Annotated in this window: 18 protein-coding genes; 6 read left to right on the top strand and 12 right to left on the bottom strand. The window is 44.3% G+C overall.

The window, feature by feature from the left end; genetic code table 11:
• Window positions 1-21: 21 nt before the first annotated feature.
• From ABDW02_RS05765 to ABDW02_RS05740, 6 genes are read left to right on the top strand one after another with little or no spacing between them, the layout of a single operon-like run.
• The gene (locus tag ABDW02_RS05765) at window positions 22-639 is read left to right on the top strand and encodes an L-threonylcarbamoyladenylate synthase (RefSeq protein ID WP_343633025.1); all 618 of its coding nucleotides are present in this window, start codon (window positions 22-24) and stop codon (window positions 637-639) included.
• Window positions 636-1,202, top strand: a complete 567-nt coding sequence (locus ABDW02_RS05760) for a gamma-glutamyl-gamma-aminobutyrate hydrolase family protein (RefSeq protein ID WP_343633023.1) — start codon at window positions 636-638, stop codon at window positions 1,200-1,202. The genes ABDW02_RS05765 and ABDW02_RS05760 overlap by 4 nt, the downstream gene beginning before the upstream one ends.
• 28 nt (window positions 1,203-1,230) lie before the next feature.
• On the top strand, window positions 1,231-2,463 hold the full coding sequence (locus tag ABDW02_RS05755; RefSeq protein WP_343633021.1) for a nucleoside recognition domain-containing protein: 1,233 nt from the start codon (window positions 1,231-1,233) through the stop codon (window positions 2,461-2,463).
• A 1-nt stretch (window position 2,464) separates the two neighbouring features.
• The gene (locus ABDW02_RS05750) at window positions 2,465-2,965 is read left to right on the top strand and encodes a hypothetical protein (protein ID WP_343633018.1); all 501 of its coding nucleotides are present in this window, start codon (window positions 2,465-2,467) and stop codon (window positions 2,963-2,965) included.
• Between the two features lie 4 nt (window positions 2,966-2,969).
• Window positions 2,970-3,470, top strand: a complete 501-nt coding sequence (locus ABDW02_RS05745) for a GNAT family N-acetyltransferase (RefSeq protein WP_343633016.1) — start codon at window positions 2,970-2,972, stop codon at window positions 3,468-3,470.
• Between the two features lie 30 nt (window positions 3,471-3,500).
• Window positions 3,501-3,836 (top strand): MliC family protein, encoded by a 336-nt coding sequence (locus ABDW02_RS05740; protein WP_343633014.1) that lies wholly within the window; start codon window positions 3,501-3,503, stop codon window positions 3,834-3,836.
• 529 nt (window positions 3,837-4,365) lie between these two features.
• On the opposite strand, the gene ABDW02_RS05735 is transcribed toward ABDW02_RS05740, so the two are convergent.
• The 12 genes from ABDW02_RS05735 to ABDW02_RS05680 form a co-directional block, all read right to left on the bottom strand.
• Window positions 4,366-4,902 carry a Smr/MutS family protein gene (locus ABDW02_RS05735; protein ID WP_343633012.1) on the bottom strand — a complete coding sequence of 179 codons (537 nt, stop codon included), beginning with the start codon at window positions 4,900-4,902 and terminating at the stop codon, window positions 4,366-4,368.
• On the bottom strand, window positions 4,895-5,800 hold the full coding sequence (locus tag ABDW02_RS05730) for a site-2 protease family protein (protein WP_343633010.1): 906 nt from the start codon (window positions 5,798-5,800) through the stop codon (window positions 4,895-4,897). The genes ABDW02_RS05735 and ABDW02_RS05730 overlap by 8 nt, the downstream gene beginning before the upstream one ends.
• Window positions 5,801-5,876: 76 nt before the next feature.
• Complete coding sequence (locus ABDW02_RS05725; RefSeq protein WP_343633007.1) at window positions 5,877-6,770, bottom strand: hypothetical protein; 894 nt, start codon at window positions 6,768-6,770, stop codon at window positions 5,877-5,879.
• Window positions 6,770-7,591: a phosphosulfolactate synthase gene (locus ABDW02_RS05720; protein ID WP_343633005.1), complete on the bottom strand. Its 822-nt coding sequence runs from the start codon at window positions 7,589-7,591 to the stop codon at window positions 6,770-6,772. Before ABDW02_RS05720 ends, ABDW02_RS05725 begins: the two co-directional genes overlap by 1 nt.
• A gap of 44 nt (window positions 7,592-7,635) precedes the next feature.
• Entirely contained in the window at window positions 7,636-9,036 is a 1,401-nt protein-coding gene (locus ABDW02_RS05715) for a tetratricopeptide repeat protein (RefSeq protein WP_343633004.1), read from the bottom strand.
• Between the two features lie 184 nt (window positions 9,037-9,220).
• Window positions 9,221-10,666, bottom strand: coding sequence for a nidogen-like domain-containing protein (locus ABDW02_RS05710; RefSeq protein ID WP_343633002.1), 1,446 nt, complete (start codon window positions 10,664-10,666; stop codon window positions 9,221-9,223).
• A 137-nt stretch (window positions 10,667-10,803) separates the two neighbouring features.
• A complete protein-coding gene (locus tag ABDW02_RS05705) occupies window positions 10,804-15,159 on the bottom strand; it encodes a T9SS type A sorting domain-containing protein (RefSeq protein ID WP_343633000.1) in 4,356 nt (1,451 codons plus the stop codon).
• A 240-nt stretch (window positions 15,160-15,399) separates the two neighbouring features.
• Complete coding sequence (locus ABDW02_RS05700; RefSeq protein WP_343632998.1) at window positions 15,400-16,074, bottom strand: hypothetical protein; 675 nt, start codon at window positions 16,072-16,074, stop codon at window positions 15,400-15,402.
• Between the two features lie 38 nt (window positions 16,075-16,112).
• Window positions 16,113-16,829 (bottom strand): hypothetical protein, encoded by a 717-nt coding sequence (locus ABDW02_RS05695; RefSeq protein WP_343632996.1) that lies wholly within the window; start codon window positions 16,827-16,829, stop codon window positions 16,113-16,115.
• Window positions 16,830-16,871: 42 nt separating this feature from the next.
• Entirely contained in the window at window positions 16,872-17,876 is a 1,005-nt protein-coding gene (locus tag ABDW02_RS05690) for an LLM class flavin-dependent oxidoreductase (RefSeq protein ID WP_343632994.1), read from the bottom strand.
• 762 nt (window positions 17,877-18,638) lie between these two features.
• The gene (locus ABDW02_RS05685; RefSeq protein ID WP_343632992.1) at window positions 18,639-20,018 is read right to left on the bottom strand and encodes a porin; all 1,380 of its coding nucleotides are present in this window, start codon (window positions 20,016-20,018) and stop codon (window positions 18,639-18,641) included.
• A 14-nt stretch (window positions 20,019-20,032) separates the two neighbouring features.
• Window positions 20,033-21,985 carry a KUP/HAK/KT family potassium transporter gene (locus ABDW02_RS05680; RefSeq protein ID WP_343632990.1) on the bottom strand — a complete coding sequence of 651 codons (1,953 nt, stop codon included), beginning with the start codon at window positions 21,983-21,985 and terminating at the stop codon, window positions 20,033-20,035.
• Window positions 21,986-22,029: the final 44 nt, after the last annotated feature.

Genomic DNA, 22,029 nt, shown 5'->3' with positions numbered 1-22,029 from the left:
TATACTAGAAATTACACAGAGATGTTCATAGAAATTAATCCGGATAATATTGACAACCGTCTCATCCAGCAAGTAGTTGATGAATTAAAGAAAGGCGGCATCATCATCATTCCGACCGATGCGGTTTATGCGGTAGCTTGTGATGTGATGAACAAAAAAGGATTGGCGGAATTGGCCAAATGGAAAGATGTGAAATTGTCGAAAGCCAACTTTTCCATTATCTGCTCGGACATGAGCCAGGTTTCCGAATACGTCAAACAACTCGACAGGAATACTTTCCGTTTATTGAAACATTACCTGCCCGGTCCGTTTACGTTTATCCTGGATGCCACCAATGAAGTATCCAAATTATTCGATTCCAGCAAAAAAGAAATCGGTATCCGTATCCCGGATAATAAAATTGTTCAGGCAATTGTAGAACAACTCGGAAATCCAATGGCAGTTACCTCACTCCACGATTCGGAAGATGAGATCATGGATTACTTCGTGGACCCGGCTTCTATTTACGAACGTTACGACGATGAAGTAGCCATGATTATCGATGGTGGTCCGGGAAAACTGGATGCTTCCACCATTGTTGATTGCACAAACGGGAACACGGAAATTATTCGTCAGGGAGTTGGCCAGATAGATTTATGATTGTCATTATTGATTGCGGAAGCTCGAAAACACCCCTGATTGAATCCATTGTTTATGAATTCATGGATACGCGCGTTGTTCCTCTGTTTGAATTTCAAAGAGAATTGCATAACGACGCGCTTGGCTTCGTGATCTCAGGAGCTCCCATCCTGATTACCGAAGTAGATACCGAGCCATATCTGAAACAATTCGAATGGTTAAAAACCGAAACCCTGCCTGTATTGGGAATTTGCTTCGGGCACCAGATGCTGGGACTGACTTTCGGCGCGCTTTCAAACCGTCAGCGGGAAGACCGCGACTGGCAGATCATCGCTGTAATTGCAGATTGTCCGCTTTTTGATAAACTCCCGGAAGAGGTTGAATTGATGGAAGACCACTGCGAAGCTATCAGTATTCCAAAAGACTTCATCCACGTAGCCGTTTCCGATGCAACGGTCAATGAAGGAATGATGCATAAAACGCTCCCATTGTACGGTGTTCAGTTCCACCCGGAAGTATCCGGGAATCACGGCGTTATTATTCTTGAAAACTTTGTTCATATTTGCGAACGCCATCCGCAATAGAAACCCGATTATTTCCGATTTTTGATGCATGGTATTGAATCGGGTTTGGATTGGAATGTTTGTCATTGCAATCATTATGGGGTTTTCGAAGTTTATCTTCTGGCAAGACACCTGGATACTGAAACACATGATGGACGGTCTTTTTGAGACTGCAGAAACTGCTTTTACCCTTGCGATCGGGATGACCGGGATTTTATGTCTCTGGATGGGATTGATGAAAATCGGGGAAGATAGCGGCGCTGTAACCGTGATGTCGAAACTGGTAAACCCGCTCTTTTCCAAACTATTTCCGGAAGTTCCCAAAAACCACCCTGCGATGGGTAGTATCATGCTCAACTTTTCTGCAAATATGCTGGGATTGGATAATGCAGCAACTCCAGCCGGACTAAGAGCCATGCAGCAATTACAGGAAATTAACCCGGAAAAAGACAAAGCATCCAATGCACAGATCATGTTCCTGGTACTGAATGCTTCCGGGTTAACGATCATCCCGGTATCAATCATTGCAGCACGCGCCAGCGCTGGTTCAGCTAGCCCCACATCCGTGTTTATCCCAATCTTGTTGACAACTTATTTCGCCACACTCGGCGGACTTCTTTTCGTTGCCATCCGGCAAAAAATTAATTTATTAAACACCACAATTCTGGCATATATCGGAGGATTGACTTCCCTGATCGTTTTACTACTTTGGTACCTGAACTCACATCCGGACCAGGTCAATTTCATTTCGCGAATATTGAGCAACACGATCATGTTCGGTTTTATCACCTTCTTTATCATCATGGCGATCAAAAGCAAAATCGCCGCATTCGAATCCTTTGTGGAAGGTGCAAAAGGTGGATTCCAGGTTGCTATAAATATTCTCCCTTTCCTGGTTGCCATGTTGTGCGCCATCAGCTTATTTAAATCTTGCGGAGCTTTGACCGATTTAATGAATAGCCTGAAATGGTTGGTTATTCAAATGGGTGTCAAATCAACTGAGTTTATCGATGCATTACCGGTGATGCTAATGAAACCCTTTTCCGGTTCCGGAGCACGTGGCCTCATGGTTGAAAATATGAAAGCTTTCGGACCTGATTCCTTTGTCAGTAATTTATCCGCAACTTTCCAGGGAAGTACAGAGACTACTTTCTACGTTTTATCCGTATATTTCGGTTCTGTAGGGATCAAAAAAACGCGTTATGCAGCTACAGCAGGATTATTCTGTGATTTAGTAGGTGCAGTAGCTGCGATTCTGATCGCCTATTTATTCTTCTCATAATATGAATTGGTTTAAACGCATATTTGGAAAAGAGCCTTTAGAGGAAAAGAAAAAGGTAGAGGTGAAAAAGGCTGACATTGCATTTGCGGAGTTTAATTACCCGACCAAAATTATTCTAGCCTGGATCAAAGCGCTGGAAGGACACAAAGACCTCGAAAAATTCCTCTACGACAATGGTTACCAGGAAATCTTCTTTTTAAACCAGGCTTTAACGCTGAAACAGGAAGCACGCGACTGGTTGCTTGCCAACGGATACCCGCATTTAATGGCTTTTGTTAATGCTGCAGAAGGAAATGAAAGCGCTCAGCACTGGCTCCAGGTACACGGATTCGAATTTTTATACCAGGCAGCCATGGCCATTGAAGGCGAAGAATCCGGCTTCAAATGGCTCAATCTCCACACCGATGAATTCATTTTCGGCTTGATCAAAACGATCAAAAACGTGAAAGACAAAATTGAATTCAACCACAACGACATGTATTCCTTCGGAAAAGACGTTTAAAAACATGATTACTCTCCGCTTAGCTGCACTGGCAGACATTTCTTCGATACAACAGGTTGCAGAAAGCACCTGGCCCGTTTCCTACCAGGAAATTATTTCGCCCGAACAAATCCGTTACATGCTGGATTTGATGTACAGCAACCAAAAACTGGAAACGGCAATTACTGATCCCAACCAAGCTTTCTGGCTGGCCGAAGAACATGGAAAAGTGCTGGGTTTTTGCGGAATTGAACACGGATACCCGGAAGCTGGAATTACCCGCATCCACAAATTGTACATTCTCCCCGATACACAAGGTTCCGGCCTGGGGAAATTGTTCATGGACCACGTGGAAGATCAAGCCGGCAAACATGGCAACAACACACTTCATTTAAATGTCAACAAAGGAAATAACGCGGTTGGTTTTTACCGGAAACACGGTTTTGTGATAGATCACGAAGAAGTGTTGGATATCGGGAACGGGTATGTCATGGATGATTTCATCATGGTCAAACACCTATCCTGATTTTTTGTAACTTGCCTGAAATCAAAATCGATGAAACAACTTATTTCGGGAATTGCATTAACGCTCGTTTTGGGAGCATGCGCAGGAAACACGGTCATGAACAAGAACCGCCACATGGAGTTCGATTGCAGCAATGATTTTCACGTAGTTTTCACAGAAAGCATCACGATCACCGCTTCCGACAGCACCGGGAAAATTACCGTAAAAGTGAAAAGCCCGGAACTAAACCGCAAATTCGACATGAAGCAGGTTCGCGCAGCAAGCGGCGTGAAATACGCCTCCAAAGACGAGAAATACATTTTCTGGGAACACCAGGGCGAATTCAAATTCGGAACGGAGGATTCTACGTATTGTTTATGTGATTAGGTATTTTAAATCGAGTTTTTTCTTCTGCTAACAATTAAGAACACTAAATACAGAATCAATGCATCCAGGATAAACAACAGGTTGAAGCAAAGAGTTGGAATTGGTGGATAAAGAGTATAACTCGGAGAGAAAGAATTTCCAACAAACCTTGTTACAGAAAAAGAAAAAATCACTTCAATTCCAATAATACCTAGTACTATAAACAAGAAAAGTAGTATGGTCAATAAAACTAAATAGGAAGTAAAGCGTTCTTTGTTAAACCGTCTTCGCCAGGCCGAATAGGCTGTCAAGGGTATACTCGAAATGGCAACCGCTGTTATCATCCGGTGAAGATCAAAGTAGATGACGAATTTATGTCTGAAAGTAAAATAGTCTCTGATTACATCAAAAATATCTCTGAAACATAGAAAACTGAATAGCAGGAAAATTACGCAAAGAACTATCGCAACAATTTTTACAGCCGGATCTTTTTTGCGAAGGTTCGGTTGACTAAAATTCAGTTCATCGATTGGTCGACTTTCCATTTCAATCACCAATTCGGGTGAAACTCAATAGCTGTAGCTCCTTTTCCGTATTCCAGGAAATCCGCATCATATACTTCAATTTGATCCTGCTGCGCCAGATAGGTGCGGATCTCGTTTTTCAGAACTCCTTCTCCTACTCCATGGATCACTACCAATTTATGAATGGATTGATTTTTTGCTTTTTTGAAAGTAGCACGGAATTCGGCCATTTGCTTGAGTAAGATCTCCGTATTCGACATTCCTTGCGTAGACTCCAGGATTTCCTCAATGTGCAGGTCGATTTCCCAGACAGTTCGCGGCTTCTTTGCTCCTGTTCGCTCCTGGATCACACGGAACGTCGTTTCCGGTTCCAGGTCTTCTTTGGAAATCGTTATTTCATCGTCTGCATACTTTTCGGAATGAATGAAAACCAATTCATTCAGGGGAAACCAACGGTCAAACCCGGAATCATCCGTGACCTGCGCCCGGTTTTTCTCCAGGCTCAAAATAATCCCGTCTCCCTTTTCGTATAAAAAAGATACTTTCTGTCCGACCTTAAACATATATTGCGTTAAAAACACCCCGACTCCACATCAGGTAAATCGGGCCAAAAATAGCCAAAATCCAGGCAATGATCACGATCACTTTCATAAATGCATTCACATCCTGCACCATTGGCGGAACAAGCATGTTCTTCACTTCATTGGCAACCACCGTTTTGGTGTCCTCGCCTTCCATGTTTTCCACAAAGCGGCGAAGGCCCGGCGTGTTTTCCAATACATGATTCTTCACAAAATGATACGAACGATCGGAAAGGTTATCATAAGTCGAATTGAAGTTCACATCGTCTTCTTTCAGTCCTTTGTGGATCAAATACCGGCGGTGCAAACTTCTTACCTGGAATCCCATCAAAAACCCGAAGATCATAATCACATAAAATTCAAAGAAATAACCGATCGCAATTAAAGCTAAAGACGAGATGAACGAGAAAATAACCTGGAATAATTCGATGCGTTCGAAAAACAAAATGCTCAGCATGCGTCCGCCGTCCAATGGAAGGATCGGAAGCAGGTTCAGAATATTTACGGCAAACAGGATCATTGCCGTTTCGACCATCCAGTGGATTTCATAGTGGAATCCCAGCAACCACAGGGCAATTCCGACAATAATTCCAGGAAGCGGCCCGGCAAGTACCACCATCAAACTTTCCCTTTGGCGGTAAGATTCTTTGTGCCCGTGAACAAAAGCACCCATCAAAGGCAGGAACAGCATCCGGACATTTTCATACTTATACAATTTCATGAATAAATAATGTCCGCCTTCGTGAAGGATTAATACAGCTACCAATTCAATCAAAAAAAGAAGCTGGTTATTAAAGAACACCAAAAAACTCAGGATAAAGAGCATCAGAGAAAATACCGTAACAGCAATGTGCCCTTGCCTTACGGGCTCCTTTTCCAAAAAAGGTTTTGGCGGATACAGAGAATTAAAGTCGTTGTCCATAATAATACTAATGTACAAAATAACTTTCTCAGAATCAATTATCGGATGGCAAAATTACAGGAGCTTTTTTCCAGATTATGATTTTTTTATCGTCGCCGTAACTGGCAAAAGTTTGGTCGTCAATAGCCACTAAACCGTTGACTGAGCGGTTGTGCCCGCCATGCTTAAATTCAATACGCTGCTCTACTTTGGAAAAGTCAGCATTCCAAACCTTAATGGTTTTATCCATGGATGCGGTGACGAATTGCTTCCCTGTTCGTATCAGGCCGTAAACAGTCTGGTAATGAGCCGGAATTCTTTTCAGGATTTCGTAATGCGTATTGCTGATAACAAGATGTGCATCTCTTCCACCGGTAATCACTTCTCCTTGTGCAGGGTTCACCAGTAAGACATTACTTCCCAATTCGTTGGGTTCCCAGGAAGCCAGTTCGTTCCAGTTCTCACAGGAAAATACCAGGATGCCGATCAGCTGGGTGCTTACATAACAACGGTCACCGGCTATCACTATCGACCGGATTTTCCCGGCTGCCAGCGGAAGGTGTAAAATCCGTTTGCCGGTCTGCAATTCCAAAACAACCAGGTTTCCTTCCGAATCACCGGCTATCAGCCAGTTTCGCTCCGGATCGATCAACAGGGAAAACCAGGCATTCCCGAAGAAATTGTGTTCCCAAACCAGTTGTTTGGTTTCCGTATTGATCCCTGACAAGGTGCCGTCCGTACACCCGATAAAACAAAAGTGATTTCCTGCTTGCAGGGTATATGCCGCATGCTCCAGTTTTACGGTAAACGAAGAATCCTGCAGGCCTTTGGAAAGGTCCCAGCGTGTGACGTATTTATCACCCGAAGAGCTGTATAGAAAATGTCCGTCCAGGGAAGCCGCGTAAACCGGTCCCGCATGTCCGTTCAATACAACTTTTGACTGAAACATTATGCTTCTTCTTCCTCTTCAGGCTCGTCTGAATCGACTTGTTTTAAGCGCTGTGCGTAATCTTCCGGAAGGAATTCAAAGAAAGTGTCCCCGCGAAGTCCCAAACGCAGGCATTCCAGCGGAATAACCTCGTTCGGTGCAATATTCCCCAGGTTTACGTTTGCTCCGAATAATTTAATGAACCAAACCTGCTGATTTTTCTGCGGGGCTTCCCACAAAATATCTTCCGGCTTCACCTTCGCAATGATCTTGTTGATCAGCATCGTGTGCGCAGTTCCGTTCGGACGGAAAACACCGACGTTCCCCGCTTCACGCCCTTCTGCGATCACCTTCCAGGATCCCGCTTCCAGTTCCGAGCTCATCATCTTGATCCATCTTCCCGGGCTGATCAAAATCCCGGAATCCTTCGACCCGACTTCTGAAAGTACCGTTCTCGTTTTTGCCAAGCGCTGGATCAGTTCCAGTTTCTCGTCGTGGTTGATAATGATCGAACCATCAGAGATCTCAGCAAGATCCAGATCGTATTTATCCAGTAAACGCAGGTAGTCTTCAAAACGGCCACGCGCATAAAAGGCTTCAAAAAGAGTTCCTCCGAAATAAGGCCTTAAACCCGCAGAACGGTATAATTTAAGTTTTTCTTCCAGGTTGTTTGTAACAAAAGCAGTTCCGAAACCAAATTTGATTATATCCGTCAAATGACCGTTTGCCTGGATGAAGTTTTCTGCTTCATTCAAACTCAGGCCTTTATCCATCATCATGGTAATACCGTTATTACGCGGTTGTTGTGTACGTTCCGGAATGTGTGGTAAACTAAAATTCATGTTTTGTGTAATTGGGTACTATCGACACATGTCAAACTAATACTCTATGAGCGTGTCAAATTTACTAATTCTTGCACATCTGCCAATTCGGGATAGCGAATAAATACTTCTTTTGTTTTTTCACGGTCTTTATTCAGGGACTCAACTAGCACTAACTTAGCACCTTCCTCATTTCCAGCTACCCAATTGAAATAAATAATCGGAAGCACCGAGAAAAACAATTGATGTCTCAAAATGTAATTTTCCACGAAAGTGCGCGCCTCTCCTACCTTATGTTCCAGCAAAAAGTCCACGTAATCAAAGAAACAATCTTCGTTTTCCGGGTCCAATGTTAAACATGCCAGGTAAGCTTCTTCCGCTTCAGGTATCAATCCTGCATTTTCAAGCGCTCCTGCATAAACGTGATAGTATCCGTCCATGTTCGGTTCCAGCTCCAATGCTCTTTCGATGTAGTGAAGGCTTTCTTTCGGCTGCCCCTGCAAATCCTTAACGATCCCCAATCCCAGCCAGGCTTCTGCCAGTGTCGGTGACATGGACAAGGCTTTCTGGTAAAAATCCCAGGCAACAGTTAAATTGTTTAACTGCTCGTTTGCTTCTCCCAAATAACAATAAGTCAGCGGATCGTCTCCGTCAATCTCAATGCAGCGCTCAAAAGAGTCGATTGATTCTTTGTATTGCTCTACTGTCAGCTGGGCATTTCCCATGTTGAAATATGCAGGCGAAAAACGGTCGTTAATGGCCACGCAATATTCGTAAGCCGTAATGGCATCGTGAAATTTTTCTTCTTTCGAATAGGTATTCCCTAAATTATACCAGGCGGTGAATGAATAAGGATTATCGTCCAGAAAGCGACGGTATGTTTGAATCGCACGGGCATTATTTCCAAGCTGGTCAAAACAGAACGCCAGTTCGTACAAAGCCCCCTCGTTCTTCGGATTGGAACGCATTGCCTCCTCCAGTACTTCTACAGCACCTTTAAAGTCTTTTAATTGCTCCAATTCGGTTGCCAGGTCCAGGAAAATCTCGTCCTTTTCCTCCCGGTCGGCCAGTTCGAGTGCACGACGGAAAAAGTTTACCGCCCTTTTGCTGTCTCTCAACTGGCTGAAAATAGTTGCTTTTGTCAGGTAAAGCTCCATGGATTCCGAGTCGATCTGCTCAGCTGCATCCAGTAATTCCAATGCTTCTTTCAGTTTTCCCAAACCCGACATGGCCTGCGCCCTGCGAATCTGGAATAAGGTATTGAAAGGATATTGCTGTATTCCGACCTCTGCGGCTAATTCTCCCTTGGAGTAATTCCCGTTCATCAGGTAATGATCAATAATCGCCTCCAGACGATCACTGTCAAAAAAGCCCACCGAGTTTGTTTCAAGCTGTGATTCGAAACGCGCCAAATCATCATTCAGGTGGTTCTCAAAATTGTCGTTATCGTCTTCCCAGTCAAACATACGCTATCGTTGTGTTTCTATAAAATTAGCGAAAATCGGAGCCCTGGCGAAAAGTTTTAGGAAAGTTTATGAACAGGTTATTAAACAATTTGCCATTACGAATGCCGGCTTGCGAATTCATTTAAAAACAGTTAGGCACGCGATTAATTGCGTGCCTAACTGTTTTATTTTATTAAAAAAACTATTAATTCTTCACGAAACGCGTGCTTGAAACCTGGTTATCCATGGTTACTTTCACCAAATAAACTCCTGCATTCAAATGTGCAATGTCGATGGATTTGGTAGCACCCACTTCTCCTGAATAAACGGTATTTCCCAACAAGTCGATCATCTCTACAGATGCCTGTTTGCCGTTATTCAACTGAATATTCAGCTTGTCAAATGCCGGATTCGGGTAAACAGAGAACGTATTCTCAAACTCCTTCAGGCCAAGTGACTCGTCCAGCTGAACGTGGATAGGAATGGATTTCACGGTTGTAGCTGCCGGCACACCGTTGTCCGTTGCAGTGATTAGAACGTTATACATTCCCGAGGGAACCAAAGTTGCATCAAATGTAATGTCAACCGTTACAAATTCATTCCCGATCGGTGTTTGTGTTACCGCGATTGCGTTCGGGTAATCCGGACAGGTAACATCCACCTGTAATGACTGGTTGATCTCCGGAGTTGCTACCATCACAGTGAAATCTGCGGTGTGGATGGATTTCAGCGTATCTCCGGAATACACATCGATCGTATCACAAATCCCTGCTGCAATCACCATCGGAGGCGTATTGGAAGAACTTGCTCCCGCTACATTGAAATACATTTCCATGTTATCCAGGAAATCAACCTCGTCAGGAGCATTGTATGGCCCGTCGAAGCCTGTTCCCGGCTGATCGAATGTTCCTACCTGGAAGTAATCGATCCCGTTTCCGTAATTCACTCCTACCGTAGCCGGAACACCTCCGAATCCATTGATTCCACTGGATGCATCACCGGTTGTCCATTGCATATCTCCGTAACAGAAAGAAACGTTGTTGCCGATCGGGATCAACGGGTCGGTTCCATCCGAAATAACCAGCTGGAAAGTATTTCTTTTATCTCCGTGCACATTGTAGTATCCTACCTGGTCCCAGACAACCACCAGCGCATTCGGTGTCATTTTGTACCACACATTTCCGTTACTTCCTCCCATCATCAAAGAATCACGGGTATCCACATCTCCCCAGAAAGGCGCAATCATGTTGTATTGTGCATCCGGGAAAGGATTTGCTGTAAATGTCGGGTACTGCGCCAGGAAGGAAATATTCCCGTTATTATTGATGTACAGGGAATTATAAGTGTTTCCGTAGAAATCAAAGGTAAACGGAAGCGAGATCAGGTTGGAATAGTAATCGTCATTCGGCTGCATGGCAAGGATAAAGGTGCTGTCCAGCGGCACCATGCAGTTACAAACTCCGTTTTTCTCCGGGCTTCCGGAATAATGAACCACCGGATCGGTTGTATTGGAAGTGAGCTGGTAAGTCACCGAAGGATCCAATGCTCCGTTCGCTTTCATCTGGTTGTAGGTTTCCTGCGGAATAATCACCGTGGTTTGACCGAACGCAACAGGTGAACTCAAGGCAATGAATAGTATGAATCTTTTCATAAGTACAAGTATTATAGCTTGTCAAAAAGACGCAGGATTCTATAAATGGTTGGCTGTCAGGTTAAAAAAAAGTAAGGGTGAAAAATTTTTCACCCTTACTGGCACGTCTCATACGTGCATTATTTAAAGAAACGATCTTACTTCTTCACGAATCGTGTGCTTGAAACCTGTCCGTTATTGTTCAAACGAACCACATAAACTCCGGAAGTCAGGTTGCTGACATCGATAGTTTCAGAACCAGTGATCGTAGAAGTGTAAACCACCTTCCCTGACAAATCAACCACGGTTAGTTCTGCAATTGCAACGTTATCTGTCAACTCGATTGTCAAGTTACTGATTGCCGGGTTCGGGTAAAGTTTTGCTTCAACAGTTACTGCTTCATCCAATCCTAAGAAGGTATAAGCCAAAATCACTTTTCCTAAAATCGTGTTGTCTACTGAATCGGTATTTTTCAATTCAACAGATGCTACGTTCGGAAGGTTGTAAGTGTTGTGGATGTACAATGCTTCAACATCCTGCGTGAATGGCTTCATTGTAGTCACGGAATAAGGTGCCCATAAAGAAACGGCTGCACTTGTTCCTGTTTTATCATCCAATACGATGTAGTTTCCTAAAGATGCGTTGAAGGTGTTTTTCTCAGACGCTGCCGTTCCACCGATTGTAACAGCTGCAAATGCAGGAGTATTTACCCCGTAATGATCTGCAAAAACAATTGCTGTTCCTCCGTTTGCTGCACCTGCATCAAAAGTATTTCCTTTAAGAGAAATCTCATCGGAATAAGTATTTCCCTGTACTCCGTTTGTCATCAGTTTGGTGTTTGCCATTACCGATGTAAACGCAGCAGCGGAAGCTTCAGGAGTGAACTGGTTGTTTATAACGCTTACATTTTTGGAAGCCATGCTCAATAAACCGATACGTGTATAGTTTGTCAAATGGTTATCAACGATCGAAACTGTTCCGTTCTCAATAGCACGAACATCTATTAAAGCGTAAAGGCTGTCTGCTGTCATCGGAGTTACTGCATCTACATCGTTTGAACTGAATTGGATATCTGTTCCTGTCAATGGTGCATTCAACATGGCAATACCGCTGAAGTTGTTGTTCGCGATGTTCATATCCTGGTTGGTGCGGATCGCCTGGATTGTATAATATGCTTTTACGTCGTTGCTGATCACTGTTCCGCCCGGACCATCTGAAGAACCGGAACCAAGACTGATTCCCCGACCGAAGATGTTGTTTCCTGCCGGTGTAGCTGTTCCGATGGTATTATCCAAAATAGCCACAAAAGTAGATGTGGAAGCCGGGGCATTCAAACGGATTGCAAACGCATCCCAAACCATTCCGTAAGGAATAACCGGGGAAGTGGAAACGATCTCGTTTTTTTGGATCACAGCACCATCGAAATTGGATGTCGTGGAAACGATCCCGTATTTCCCGGTTGTTGCAGTTAATCCCAGTTCCATTCTCATTCCGTAAATGGAAACATCTGTTCCGTCTATATCAAATACGGTTGGTTGATTGGTGGTGATTACCGGCTTGTCTGTAATGTCCTGTGCAAGAATAGTCAATCCGTCCACATTCACGTTTAGTACGCTTGTTTGTGGATATGCACCGCCTGCTACGAAAACGGTGTCATTCACTGCCGCAACTGAAATGGCTTGTGCAATAGTAGCACATGGATTTCCGGGCAATGTACAGTCGTTTGAAACGTCAACTCCTGTATTTGCAACGTAACGGTTGTCTCCTGCTGCTTTAATGATCACTTTACCCAAAGCTGCATTTTCCAGTTCGTCGTGGTTTTTTGCTTCGATTGCTGCGAAATCAGCCAACCCATAGTTGTTCTCAATTGCCAATGCAACAACATCCTGGGATACAGGAACCATCGTTGTAGCCGGGTACGGAGCCCATAACGGGAAAGAAGTACTGGCTCCTGTCAATTCATCCAAAGCGATGAATGATCCCAAATCTGTATCAAAAGTATTTTTCGCCGCTGCTGTTGTTCCTCCGATGGTAATTGTTCCGAATGCCGGAGTATTTGCTCCGTAGTGGTCCGCGAAAACGATTGCTGTTCCAACCCCCGCTGTACCTGCATGAAAGTCGTTTGCTGTAATCTCGATCTCATCAGCGTATGTATTGCCCTGAACACCATTCGTCATCAACTTCGTGTTTGCCATTACGGAAACGAAAGCTGTTGCAGTTGTACTCGGGTTGAATTCATTGGCGTTTACCACCACATTTTTTGACGCTTCGCTCAACAAAGCAATGCGGGTGTAGTTTGTAAATACGTTGTTCTCCAGCATAACAGATGCATTCTCTACGGAACGCAATTCTGCCAATGCATACAAACTGTCCATTGACATCGGTGTCTGGCCGTCAAAGTTGTTATTGTGTACGTGAATGTCAGACAATGGTGTATTCACCATCATGATTCCTGCAAAATCATTGTTGTTCACTGCCAGTTCGTTTTGAGAACGGATAGCCTGAACCGTATAGTATGCCATGATCTCGTTGTTCGCGATCACTCCGCCCGGACCGTCAAAAATGGCAGAACCGAGGCTGATTCCACGCCCAAAGATGTTGTTTGTTCCTGCAACCGCTTCTCCGATTACGTTATTCTGGATGTTTACACTGGTATTCTCACCGGTATTCGCATTCAAACGAACTGCAAACGCATCCCAAACCATTCCATAAGGAATAATCGGGGAAGTAGAAACGATCTCATTGTTAGTCAGGCTCAGGCTGTCAAATGTATTGGAAGTGGAAATGATTCCATATTTCCCGGTTGTTGCGGTCAAACCTAATTCCAGGCGGAATCCGTCGATGTGCACACCCTCCGCATTGATATCGATCATTGTAGATTGATTCGTTGTCAAAACAGGCTTATCATTCAGGTCTTGTGCAGCAAGTGTTAAATCATGCTGGGTAATCGTCAGGATACTTGTTTGCGCGTAGTTACCCGGGGCAACCAAAACGGAGTCTCCGATTGCTGCTACGGAAATAGCATGTGCAAGAGTCAAACACGGGCTTCCCGGAAGTGTACAGGTATTCAAATCATCGGATCCTGTTGCGGAAACATAGCGGATATTTCCTGCCGGTGATAAGTTCACGGTTCCCAGTACCGGATTGTTTAATTGCTGGTAGTTCTTGGCATCTACGGAAGCAAAATCGGCCTGGTTGTAAGTATTGTAAACCGCATAGGCATTTACGTCCTGGTCAAACGGAACCATGGTTGTTGCCGTATATGGAGCCCATAACGGGTAAGAAGTACTTGCTCCTGACAATTCGTCCAGGACAATGTAATTCCCCAGTGAAGCTACAAAAACATTCTTATCGGAAACCGTTTCACCACCGATGGTGATGTTTGCGAATGCCGGGGTGTTTGCTCCGTAATGATCCGCAAAAACGATTGCTTTTCCGGTTCCTGCAACACCGGCATTGAAGGTATTTCCTTTGATGGAGATTTCATCGCTGAAGGTGTTTCCCTGAACTCCGTTTGTCATTAATTTCGTGTTCGCCATTAATGAAATGAAGTTGTTTGCCGTAGTTAAAGGATTGAAGTTGTTCCCGGAAACGTTTACGTTTTTGGAAGCCATGCTCAACAACCCGATATTCGTGTAGTTGGAAATAGTATTCCCCTCTACGAATACAGCGCCTTCTTCGATGGCACGAATGTCCAGGATCGCGTATAAATTATCCGCCAAAGCAGCAGCAACACCTGTAAATGTGTTATTATTCAAATGAATTTGCGCTCCGAGAATCGGGTAATTGACCATCGTAATTCCCATCAGGATGTTGTCGGAAACAGTCAGGTTAGCCGTATTTCTCACTGCCTGCATAGCATAATACGCCAGGATCGTGTTGTTTGACACTTCTCCTGAAGGGCCGTCAGTTGCACCTTTCCCCAATCCGAATCCTCTTCCGAAGATATCGTAACCAACCGGACCGGCTGTTGCAACCGTGTTGTTGTCCAGTGTTACACTGTAAGAATCTCCCACCGGAGCGGTTAAATCCACAGCATAAGCACCGAAAACCATCCCGGTAGAAACGGCTTTGGTAGAGATGAACTGGTTATGATGTACATTCAACCCATCATAATCTGCCGTTCCCACAATACCTCTCAAACCGTTTGCTGCAGTAAGGCCCATGTTCAGTTGCAAATGCGAAATAGTCACATTCGCAGCTCCGACAGAAATTACATCAGATGCAGTTGTAGTAAGTACGGGTCTGTTTGACGGATCAAGAGCCGTAATTACTACAGGTTGTAATAAACTAAGTGTAGAAGTAAGGTTGTAGTTCCCCGGAGCAATTTTGATCGTATCGTCTGCCAAAGCCTGCGAATACGCATGTTGAATTGTTCCACATGGACTTCCCGGAGTTTGGCAGTCATTAGACGCATCTGATCCGGTGGCGGAAACATAACGCGTCTGAGAAAAGCTGATACCGGAAACCATCGTGACGGAGGCTACTACGAGCCATTGTAAAGGTGATTTCATATCGATTATTTAAAAATTTCCCGCAAAAATACTGGTTCATGGCAGGCTTTGCAATGTGGCAAGAGGATGCTAATTTTTCATTAACACATCAATAATTGAAAATTCTCAAATAAAAGATTTGGTGTCCAGCCCCTTAAAGAACCGGTAGAATTGAATGTTAAAAAAAGTCAATTCGACGAACCTTAGCTACAGCCAGACAAAAATCACCAGGGCCATAAAATTTTACGATCCCTTTTGATTTTAATTATCCTTAATCGATTTCAGCGCCACCCGCGCTATCTCACTGTTGGCAAGCGTGGTTTCCTGCGAATCAATAATCTCGGAAAGTAATTTTTTCGCGGTTTCCTTATCTCCTCTTTCGCTGAAGATCATGGCTTTATTCAGCAATAAAATGCCTTTGGTTTCACGGTCCGGGTTTCCTGCAAGTCCCTGTTCGATACAATACAAGCGTTCTTCCGGGTCTGTCTGCAAATAAGCGATCTCTTTCCAGGCCGGTGCAAATCCAGGTACATTGTCTGCAATTTGTTTGGCTATGTGGTACTTCTTTTCGGGCTCATCCGTCCATTCGATCTGCATGTAATACGTATACAATCCTTCTGGGAACAATCCCTCCTGTTCACCTTCCAGTGTATAGATTGCGGTTTTGGTGGTAAAAAATCCATCCGGCTCCAAAGCGTCTGTTTCCCGGTAATATTTCAGGGCATTCCCAAAATCACCCATTAACAAATAAGTAAATGCCAGGTCATAAACCGGATAAGCCCACGCAGGTTCTATACTCATTGCTTCCAGTAATTTTTCGATCGCCAGTTGGTAATTTCCCGCCTGACCGGCTTCCCTTGCTTCTAAGTGAAGGATATTTGCTTGTTCGTTAATAGATCCGGTTTCCATGTATTGTCGGTTTGATTTTTTGATCATGAACTTAATCAATTCGATTGAATTAATGAGCGGTTTCGTTAAATTCCTTCTTCTTCCGTTCGCAAAAGCCCTTTGAAGCGTTTCTTGAGTTGTGTCTGGTTGGTGGATACCGAATCGAATGTTGGTTTCATGCAATCCACCAGGAAGTAATAGTGTGATTCGGTTGTAAGCGTATCATCTATCTCATGGGAAGACCGGTAAGTATAAACAAATGCCTGGAATTGCTTCTTCTTCGTTTGGAATAACCAGGAAACCCGTGTATAGATCTCACCCGCATCCCCGTTTGAAGTTCCCAAATAGAAATATTCGTCCTGGAACCGGTCTTTTATGCGATCAAAAACCAATAAAACAAGTGAAGAAGATTCGTACTCCGAAGGAATTCGCGTGATGAGTCCTAAACGCGTGGAATCCAGTGCAAACCGGTAACAGGCATACACTCCCGATAGTTTTCCGAAATACCGTTCCCGGAATCCGATCGGCAAGCTCTTCGCTTCTTTAAAAGTCAGTTCCTGCCCGGCAAATCGCTTGTCGTTTTCATCAAATCCGTAATACACTTTCAGCGTATCAAAGGAAATAGTCCGGTATTTGTTGAGAAGGCTTTCAAAACTGCTTTTCTGTTCGCCGATCAAACTGTCTTTTCCAGGAGTAGCTTCTGTTGCTGCAGGCTGTTTCGAAACAGGTGTGTTATCTTCGCATGAAATAAGGAATCCGGTGAGGATAATGATTAAAAGGACGGGAAATTGAATAGTACGCATGAACATCGATTGGTTCCGCAAGCTAATCAATTTCCCTCAATTCTAAGACAGGTTGATCGCATTGAAAACCTCTGAGAGGATTTCGTAAGACCTCAACCGCTTTTCATTGTCAAAAATATTCCCGGTAATCATCAGTTCATCCACACCATGCTCTTCAACAAAGCGGCTGAATTGCTCAATCAGCGTATCTTTATCGCCCACAAACGTACAAGCAGTCATTCCCTGTACGGCATCCAGTAATTCCTGTGGCCAGGATGCCAGCAGATTCGGGATAGGTGGCGACAAAGGTTTCCGCGAGTTGGTCAGAATACCTGAAAACATCTGGTACAAACTCATCGACAACAATTCTGCTTCCTCGTTGCTGTCCGCTGCAATCCCGTTTACACAGGCCAGCACATAAGGCTTTTCCAGGTATTGAGACGGACGGAAATTAGTCCGGTAAATCTGTATAGCGATCTTGAATTGTTTCGGGGCGAAATGCGACGCAAATGCATAAGGCAATCCCATTTCCGCCGCTAAATAAGCGCTGTCCGTACTGGAACCCAGAATCCAGATCGGGATATTCAACCCTTCGGCGGGAAAAGCGCGCACAGCTGCTGTTTTGTTGGCTTCACTGAAATATGTTTGAAGCGCCGTAACATCGTTGGGGAATTGATAAGCCGTATTCAAATCTCCCCTTCTCAGAGCCATGGCCGTTTGCTGATCCGTCCCCGGTGCTCTTCCCAATCCCAGGTCAATCCGTGAAGGATACAAAGTTTCCAGCGTCCCGAATTGTTCTGCAATGGCTAAGGGCGCATGGTTAGGAAGCATAATTCCTCCCGACCCCACGCGAATGCTTTTGGTTTTAGAAGCCACGTGTCCGATCAATACAGAAGTTGCCGAACTGGCAATGAACTCCATGTTGTGGTGTTCTGCCAGCCAAACGCGTTCATACCCCAATTCCTCTGCTTTTTGTGCTAAATCTACTGTTCGTTGAATGGCTGTTGCTGCGTTGCCGTCCTTGGTAATCACGGATAAATCCAGGACGGAATATTTGATCTTTTTCATGCGTTAAAATTACGGATTGAGGAACTCCCGGCAAACCGCAAAGCGTTAATTTTTGTAGCTGGTATCATAAAAGAAACCAACCGTCGCACTTATCAAATGTGTAACCAGAGAAGTGATAGCCAAAATCAAATCCGGAACTGCGAGGGTTAAGTACGGGTCATGTACGGGTCAAGTATAGGTCAAGTACGGGTATAGTATGAAAACGTTATTCCTCCAACAAATCACCTTATTTTTAACAATCCGGCTGAAAACGATCGGAAAACCGGATATAATCGGAACACAACAGGGATATGAAACAAATCTCAAAGGTTTAAAGTGCAAAATAAGAGAAGACGGAAAAGTTGCTGAGCGGGAGTCAAAGTACCGTTTCCACTTCTCACAACCGTAACCTCGTTAAAACGAAAAAGTCCGCCTAAGCGAACTTTTCCTTAACCTAACCACCTAAATACTACAAATATTAGCTCCATTTTGCATTTCAGAATCTTGGTGAGAAAACTGAAACGTTTGATTTTAGTGCTAACTTTTAATCAATAATCTTAAGTCATTTTTACGATTTGAGAAAATAAAAATGCTTACACCTAACTTATTCACTGAACCAAAATTAAGCACAGCCCAAAGCCTCGCAAAACAATTGAGGAGTTTGATGGTTTTTTGTCGGAGTTAGAAAAAAAAGAGTTCAAAAAGAGTTCAAAAGTTTAATCAATTTAGTTGAACTCTTTGAACATTTGAACCTTTTGACCCCTTTGAACCCTTGAACCCTCTCTATATCCGGAACAGCAGCGCAAAAATAATCCGGTTTTCATGCTTCACCAGGTCAGGTTTCCAGTTAGGATCCAAAGGCGTTGTGGCATAACCGGTTTGGGAAGTCACACCTCCTCTTCCCGCAAAATAAGGAACACTCGAAGCCCGGTAAACAAACTCCACCCGGAAAGTAATACTCTGGTTCGGCATAAAATCAATGTTTGTAGAACAATCCCATCCCTTAAACTGATCTCCGGGATTTGCAGAAAAAGGAAACGCACCTTCCGTTTGTGTCGGATTATTGGGATTCGGGAGCGGACTCGCCTGCCCTGTCGGGTACAGCACCAGGTAACGTCCGGGGTTGGTCATCACTCCTCCTCCGATTGTCCAGGCAAACTTGTTTTTAAAGAACCAGATCCGGTTGTAAAACATGGCACTGGCAAAATACTGCGCAGGTCCGGCAATGCTGTCTCCATCTTTCAACCCGTTTACTCCTCCTCCTTTCTCAAACCCGAAATCGGCTGTCAGGGAAAAGGCCATCCTGGAAATCCCCTTCGAATTCGGTCTGTCGAAGTATTTGTACAATAAGCTGTTGTCGCTGTGGAAACGCTTGCGGTCCTTGATTCCGGCTGCATCCGTTCCGTAATAATCATTGGTCAGCAATTTCAGTTTGTCGTTCGGGATCCAGGTCAGGTTTCCCCCGAAACCGGGCATTGCATTGAAACGTCCGTAACTTTGCCAGCCGTTGATAATCCAGGCTTCTATTTTCAATTGGCTGTTGGGATAGATCTGGGTGCGCAACCCGTTGAAGAACCACGGCGTATTATCCGATGTAAAGGATGCCTGGTATTCCCAGTTTTCTGCCTGGTAGAAGGAGTTCAAACCGATATAGGACATGAATAAACCGGCGTCGATATTGATTCCGTGAAGCCGGTTGATGTGATACCCTGCATAAGCTTCGCTCACATAGCGGTAAATGTTTGCCAATTGGTACTGGCCTTTATACGGACTGTAATCATTTCTTGGAATGACGGTTGAACGTGTACCGAACTGGGTCATGAAGCGCGCTCTTGCTCCCTTGTATTCGAGATCTCCTCCGAAATGAAGTGCCGAAAGCTGAAATTCATTGTTCCGTGCCAAAGCTGTCGATCCGACTACTGTGTTGTCATTCGGGTTATTGAACGAATAGGTATAATTCACGTCGACTAAAACGCTTGGAGTAAAATACTTCAGGTTCTTCCAGATATTGGAAGTCCGGCGATCACTCCCGTTGGCCCAGCTCATATCGGCATTGTTGAACGGTTCTCCCTTTTGTTTATTGGGAATAATGGTATCGGGTTCTGATTGCGCAGAACCGGTCAAGGCTGCCAATAAAAAGCCTGTAAAAACAAGTGTTTTCATTTTTTTATTTGATATTAATTTTGATTACGTATTAAATGGAATTGCGTACAGTTTGAAAGCAGCAACGGTACTTTTTCCACCTCCGTGTCGCTTTTATCCAACCCGAAGGCACGCTCGTCGCTTTGCCCCAGTTTTTTGAGTTGGAAATAGGACTTCAGCAGGAACCCGTCTTTGATTCCCAGTTCGTTTTCCACCGAAAGGTATTTCTTGAACACAATGAACTTGAAATCCGGTTCCTGGTTGTATTTAGTCGAACCATCGGGCCGGTTGTGCAGGTTCAGTTCCTTGTTCTGCACCAAATCCTGTACTATTTTCTTGAAGTACAATTCGGTCTTGGGCTGCACCCGGAATCCCACGTGAATATTGATCTTGATAAGCTTGTCGTCAATCAGTTCGGTCACATCGTATTCCAGCGTGGACGGATGCTCTGTCCGGTTGATATGCACAAACCAATAAACATCCGCGCGTTTCGGCTTTTTCGCAAAAATAGATTTGATGATCTTGTCCTCTATTTCGTGGCGGTGATTGGCCTTCGTCAAATAAATCAGGTGTGTTGCAAATTTCGGAACGGATTCATCCTCGCTCAATTCCTTGATCTGCGGAGCAAATTTCCCCAGGTCTACAAAACGCATGTACTTGTTGTTGATCTTGCGGGCGTAAAACCACACATACATCACCAGGAAAATAAACAATTCGAAGAACAGGAACATCCATCGCTCTTTAATCTTGGCAACATTCGCTACGAAGAAAGAAATCTCTACCGCAGAGAATACCAACAGAACGGATAAAACCAGTAACCAATGCCATTTCAGGTGGTAAATCAGGAAGTAACAAAGCAGGATCGTAGTCATCATCATGGCAACCGTGATACTGAATCCGTAAGCCGCTTCCATGTGCGTGGATGATTTGAAATAAAGGATCATCAGTACACAACCGATCCACAGAATGTTGTTGACACTTGGAATGTAAATCTGTCCTTTGTTGTCGGAAGGTTGTCTGACAGAAACCCGCGGCCAGAAATTCAAATTAATTGCTTCATTGATAAGCGTATAACTACCGCTGATTAAAGCTTGTGATGCAATGATTGCAGCAGCTGTTGCGATCAGGATACTTGGCAACAGGAACCACGGTGGAACAATCCCGAAAAACGGGTTGATACCATCCAGTTTGTCAGCGCCTTGGTGCAGCAGCCACGCTCCTTGTCCCAAATAGTTCAAAACCAGGCTCAGCTTCACGAATCCCCAGGTAATGCGGATATTTTTACGCCCGCAATGCCCCAAATCCGAATAAAGGGCTTCTGCTCCGGTTGTTGCCAGGAATACCGCTCCCAAAATCCAGAATCCATGCGGGTAATTCACCAACAGGTTGTAAGCATAATGCGGACTCAATGCTTTGAAAACACTGGGAAAATGCACAATCTGGTTCAATCCCAAAACCAGCAGCATGGTAAACCAGATCACCATGATCGGGCCAAATGCAGAGCCTACTTTTTGGGTACCGAAACGCTGGAAATAAAACAGGAGCGATAAGACGACAATAACAATCGGTACAACCGGGATTTCTCCCAGTGATTTCACCATCGTTAATCCTTCTACTGCAGATGCCACTGAAATGGGCGGAGTGATTATTCCGTCGGCCAGGAGTGTAGTTGCTCCGAGAATCGTAGGAATAACCAGCCATTTGCCCCTTTTCTGAACCAGTGCATACAGGGAAAAGATTCCTCCTTCACCCTGGTTATCTGCTTTTAAGGTCAGCCAGATATATTTAACGGTCGTTTGCAGCAATAAAGTCCAAAACACACAGGATATTCCTCCCAGAACCAGGTCTTCCGTGATGGTCCTGTCTCCTACAATTGCTTTCAGTACATAGAGCGGGCTCGTACCGATATCCCCATAAATAATTCCCAATGCGATCAGCAGAGATCCTGCGGTGACCCTGGCTTTCAGTCCGTTTGACATCTTTTTCATGTATCTTCATTTGATACGTCAAAGTTGGGGGTTCAGACCTTGGG

The sequence above is a fragment of the Fluviicola sp. genome (assembly GCF_039596395.1).
Lineage (GTDB): Bacteria > Bacteroidota > Bacteroidia > Flavobacteriales_D > Crocinitomicaceae > Fluviicola.
The sequence above is the reverse complement of the archived record's forward strand: the minus strand, read 5'-3'. Positions and strand labels throughout refer to the sequence as shown.

Bases quoted from the DNA above. Each gene is read 5' to 3' on its own strand.
- ABDW02_RS05765 (WP_343633025.1), top strand. From the start codon at position 22: ATGTTCATAGAAATTAATCCGGATAATATTGACAACCGTCTCATCCAG.
- ABDW02_RS05760 (WP_343633023.1), top strand. From the start codon at position 636: ATGATTGTCATTATTGATTGCGGAAGCTCGAAAACACCCCTGATTGAA.
- ABDW02_RS05755 (WP_343633021.1), top strand. From the start codon at position 1,231: ATGGTATTGAATCGGGTTTGGATTGGAATGTTTGTCATTGCAATCATT.
- ABDW02_RS05750 (WP_343633018.1), top strand. From the start codon at position 2,465: ATGAATTGGTTTAAACGCATATTTGGAAAAGAGCCTTTAGAGGAAAAG.
- ABDW02_RS05745 (WP_343633016.1), top strand. From the start codon at position 2,970: ATGATTACTCTCCGCTTAGCTGCACTGGCAGACATTTCTTCGATACAA.
- ABDW02_RS05740 (WP_343633014.1), top strand. From the start codon at position 3,501: ATGAAACAACTTATTTCGGGAATTGCATTAACGCTCGTTTTGGGAGCA.
- ABDW02_RS05735 (WP_343633012.1), bottom strand. From the start codon at position 4,902: ATGTTTAAGGTCGGACAGAAAGTATCTTTTTTATACGAAAAGGGAGAC.
- ABDW02_RS05725 (WP_343633007.1), bottom strand. From the start codon at position 6,770: ATGTTTCAGTCAAAAGTTGTATTGAACGGACATGCGGGACCGGTTTAC.
- ABDW02_RS05720 (WP_343633005.1), bottom strand. From the start codon at position 7,591: ATGAATTTTAGTTTACCACACATTCCGGAACGTACACAACAACCGCGT.
- ABDW02_RS05715 (WP_343633004.1), bottom strand. From the start codon at position 9,036: ATGTTTGACTGGGAAGACGATAACGACAATTTTGAGAACCACCTGAAT.
- ABDW02_RS05710 (WP_343633002.1), bottom strand. From the start codon at position 10,666: ATGAAAAGATTCATACTATTCATTGCCTTGAGTTCACCTGTTGCGTTC.
- ABDW02_RS05705 (WP_343633000.1), bottom strand. From the start codon at position 15,159: ATGAAATCACCTTTACAATGGCTCGTAGTAGCCTCCGTCACGATGGTT.
- ABDW02_RS05700 (WP_343632998.1), bottom strand. From the start codon at position 16,074: ATGATCAAAAAATCAAACCGACAATACATGGAAACCGGATCTATTAAC.
- ABDW02_RS05695 (WP_343632996.1), bottom strand. From the start codon at position 16,829: ATGCGTACTATTCAATTTCCCGTCCTTTTAATCATTATCCTCACCGGA.
- ABDW02_RS05690 (WP_343632994.1), bottom strand. From the start codon at position 17,876: ATGAAAAAGATCAAATATTCCGTCCTGGATTTATCCGTGATTACCAAG.
- ABDW02_RS05685 (WP_343632992.1), bottom strand. From the start codon at position 20,018: ATGAAAACACTTGTTTTTACAGGCTTTTTATTGGCAGCCTTGACCGGT.
- ABDW02_RS05680 (WP_343632990.1), bottom strand. From the start codon at position 21,985: ATGAAAAAGATGTCAAACGGACTGAAAGCCAGGGTCACCGCAGGATCT.